This is a genomic window from Bacillota bacterium (assembly GCA_029961055.1).
Lineage (GTDB): Bacteria > Bacillota > Sulfobacillia > JAIMAT01 > JAIMAT01 > JAIMAT01.
The window spans coordinates 1-2219 of sequence record JASBVM010000024.1; the positions used below are offsets into that span (position 1 = coordinate 1).

3 protein-coding genes are annotated in these 2219 nt (G+C 70.7%); 1 reads left to right on the plus strand and 2 read right to left on the minus strand.

Annotated features, from left to right (window positions below):
- Window positions 1–38: 38 nt before the first annotated feature.
- Window positions 39–434 carry a PLP-dependent transferase gene (locus QJR14_07640; protein ID MDI3317471.1) on the plus strand — a complete coding sequence of 132 codons (396 nt, stop codon included), beginning with the start codon at window positions 39–41 and terminating at the stop codon, window positions 432–434.
- Between the two features lie 99 nt (window positions 435–533).
- On the opposite strand, the gene QJR14_07645 is transcribed toward QJR14_07640, so the two are convergent.
- Window positions 534–1529 carry a copper amine oxidase N-terminal domain-containing protein gene (locus QJR14_07645; GenBank protein ID MDI3317472.1) on the minus strand — a complete coding sequence of 332 codons (996 nt, stop codon included), beginning with the start codon at window positions 1527–1529 and terminating at the stop codon, window positions 534–536.
- Between the two features lie 97 nt (window positions 1530–1626).
- Window positions 1627–2219: flagellar filament capping protein FliD (gene fliD / locus QJR14_07650; protein ID MDI3317473.1), on the minus strand; the 593-nt coding region annotated here is incomplete at its 5' end.

Below are 2219 nucleotides of genomic sequence, written 5' to 3' on the forward strand. Positions count from 1 at the left end.
CGCGGGCTGAAGACGCTGCCGCTCCGCTTCGAGCGCCAGTGCGGCAGCGCCTGGCGCATCGCCCAAGCCCTTCGGGAGTCCGGGCGCTTCCGGCGGGTCCTCCATCCCCTGCTTCCGGATCACCCGGACGCCGAACTGGCGCGGCGGCTCTATCCCGGCCGGCTCCTCGGGCGGTCGTCGGCGTCGATCTCGCGTGCGACCAGGAAGGGGTCTTCCGCTTCCTCCGCGCGCTCCGGCTCGTGGTGCCCGCCACCCCCGTGGGCGACGTCTACACCCTCTGCCTCTATCCCTGGATCGCCTCCCACCGGTCGCTGCCACCCGACGAGCGGCGCGCGGCCGGGATCACCGAGGGCCTGGTCCGCTTCGCCGTGGGGATCGAGGAGCCGGGCGACCTGATCACGGACATCCTGCAGGCCGCGGAGCAGGTCGGGTGAACGCGCCGTCCCGGCGGGCGCCTCTCCGCACGGCGCACCCACGCGAAGGGCGGGCCGCACCCGACCCGCCCTTCCCCTCTCGACCGGCTCGACCGGCTGCTACTGCTGCCCGCCGCCCGCTGCGCCGCCTCCGCCGGCGCCGAGGCCGACGACGGCGATGTTCCCCTGCGCCTGCCAGCGGACCGGCACGCCCAGGAGCTGGGCGATGGCGCGGAGCGGCAGGAGCGTCCGCCCGCCGCGGATCACCGGCGCGACGTCCAGCGTCACGCTCTGCCCGTCGACCACCGCCACCTTCGACCCGATGGTGAAGACGACGGTGTGCCCGTTGGCCTGGACCGTCACGCTGTCGTTGGCGCCGTCCCAGCTCACCGTGGCCTTGAGCGCCTCCACGATCGCGCGGACCGGGACGAGCGCGCGACCGTGCTCGACCACGGGCTTGACGTCGAAAGCGGGCTCGACGCCGTTGACGAAGACGTGGAGATCGCGGTCCTTCTTCGCACGCTGGTAGATCCGGCCGAGCTCGGCGTAGGCGTCCTCCATCTCCTTCTCCTTCTCGGCGTAGACGTCGCCGGAGACCGTCGACTGGCCGTAGGTGGCGCCGGAGACCGACTCGTCGCCCGCGTAGGTCGAACCGGTGACCGTCCCGTCCTGTCCGTAGGTGGAGCCGGTCACGGACTGGCCCGTCGCCTCCAGCGTCGCCTTCACCACCTCCTCGGCGTCACTGCTGTCGCCTTCCGACTCCATCTTCCGCGACGCCTCGATCGCCACCCGGCTCAAGCCGTGGTTGGTCCGCATGAAGAGTGCCAGCGCCTGTGCGAAACTTCTCCGGTCGGCTCCCGCCTTGGCGGCAAGCGCCTTGAAGAGCTTGACCAGCCCGGCCGGCGAGGAAGCGTCGGCCGCCGCTTGTTGAAACTGGGTGACCAGTGCCTGCAGGTCGGCCGATCCGACCCGGGTGTCCGTCGCCACCCCGACCTGGCCGGTCTCCACCTCCGCGTCACCGCCGTCCGGCTTGTCCGCGAACGCAGGAAGCGGGCCCGTCGCGACCGCCAGCACCGTGGAGACCGCCAGCGCTGCCAGGAACCGCCTGTGCAACATCCCTTGCCGTCTCCCTCCTTCTTCCCCTTCCCCCACCGGGATGGAAGGCGGTCTCTTCACCTCCAACGCATTCGCACGAGAGCGCGTCGTTTTCAGCTCAGCCGAGCCTGCCGGTCCCTCCCGCCCAGCCGGCCGAGAGCATCGCGCTCTGCGTGGAGCTCAGCCATCCGCTGATCGACCGGTACTGGCTGATCGCCGCCTCCATGGCGATGAACTGCTGGCTGAGCGTCTGTCGCTCCAGGTCCAGCCGGTTCTGGAAGGAAGCGATCTGGTCGGAGATGCTCTGGATCTGGCTGTCCAGCGACTGTTGGATGGAGGGGATGATCCCGCTGATCCCTTTGAGGGCGTTCCCGACCAGGCTGTCCACGTAGCTGCTCATCTGGTCGACGACGCCGGTGCCGCCGTTGTTGGACAGGAGCGCCAGCACGGCCTTCGGATTCGCCTGGACGGCTGCGCTCAGCTTGGAAGGGTCGATGACCGCGAGCTGGTTCTCGGTGCCACTGGTGCCGATGCCGATGTCGGAGAGGCTCTGGTAGGGCGAGCCGGCCGGCAGGCCCGAGACCGGCGCGGTGACGATCTGGCGGAGCCGGAAGGCGATGTTCTGGGCCGCCAGGTCATCGGCCAGCGGCCCGTCGTCCGCGGTGGTGCTGGGGCTCCCCAGGGTGGTGTCCTTCTGGACCAGCCCGACCA

Coding starts and splice junctions, on each gene's coding strand:
- QJR14_07645 (MDI3317472.1), bottom strand. CDS start 1,529: ATGTTGCACAGGCGGTTCCTGGCAGCGCTGGCGGTCTCCACGGTGCTG.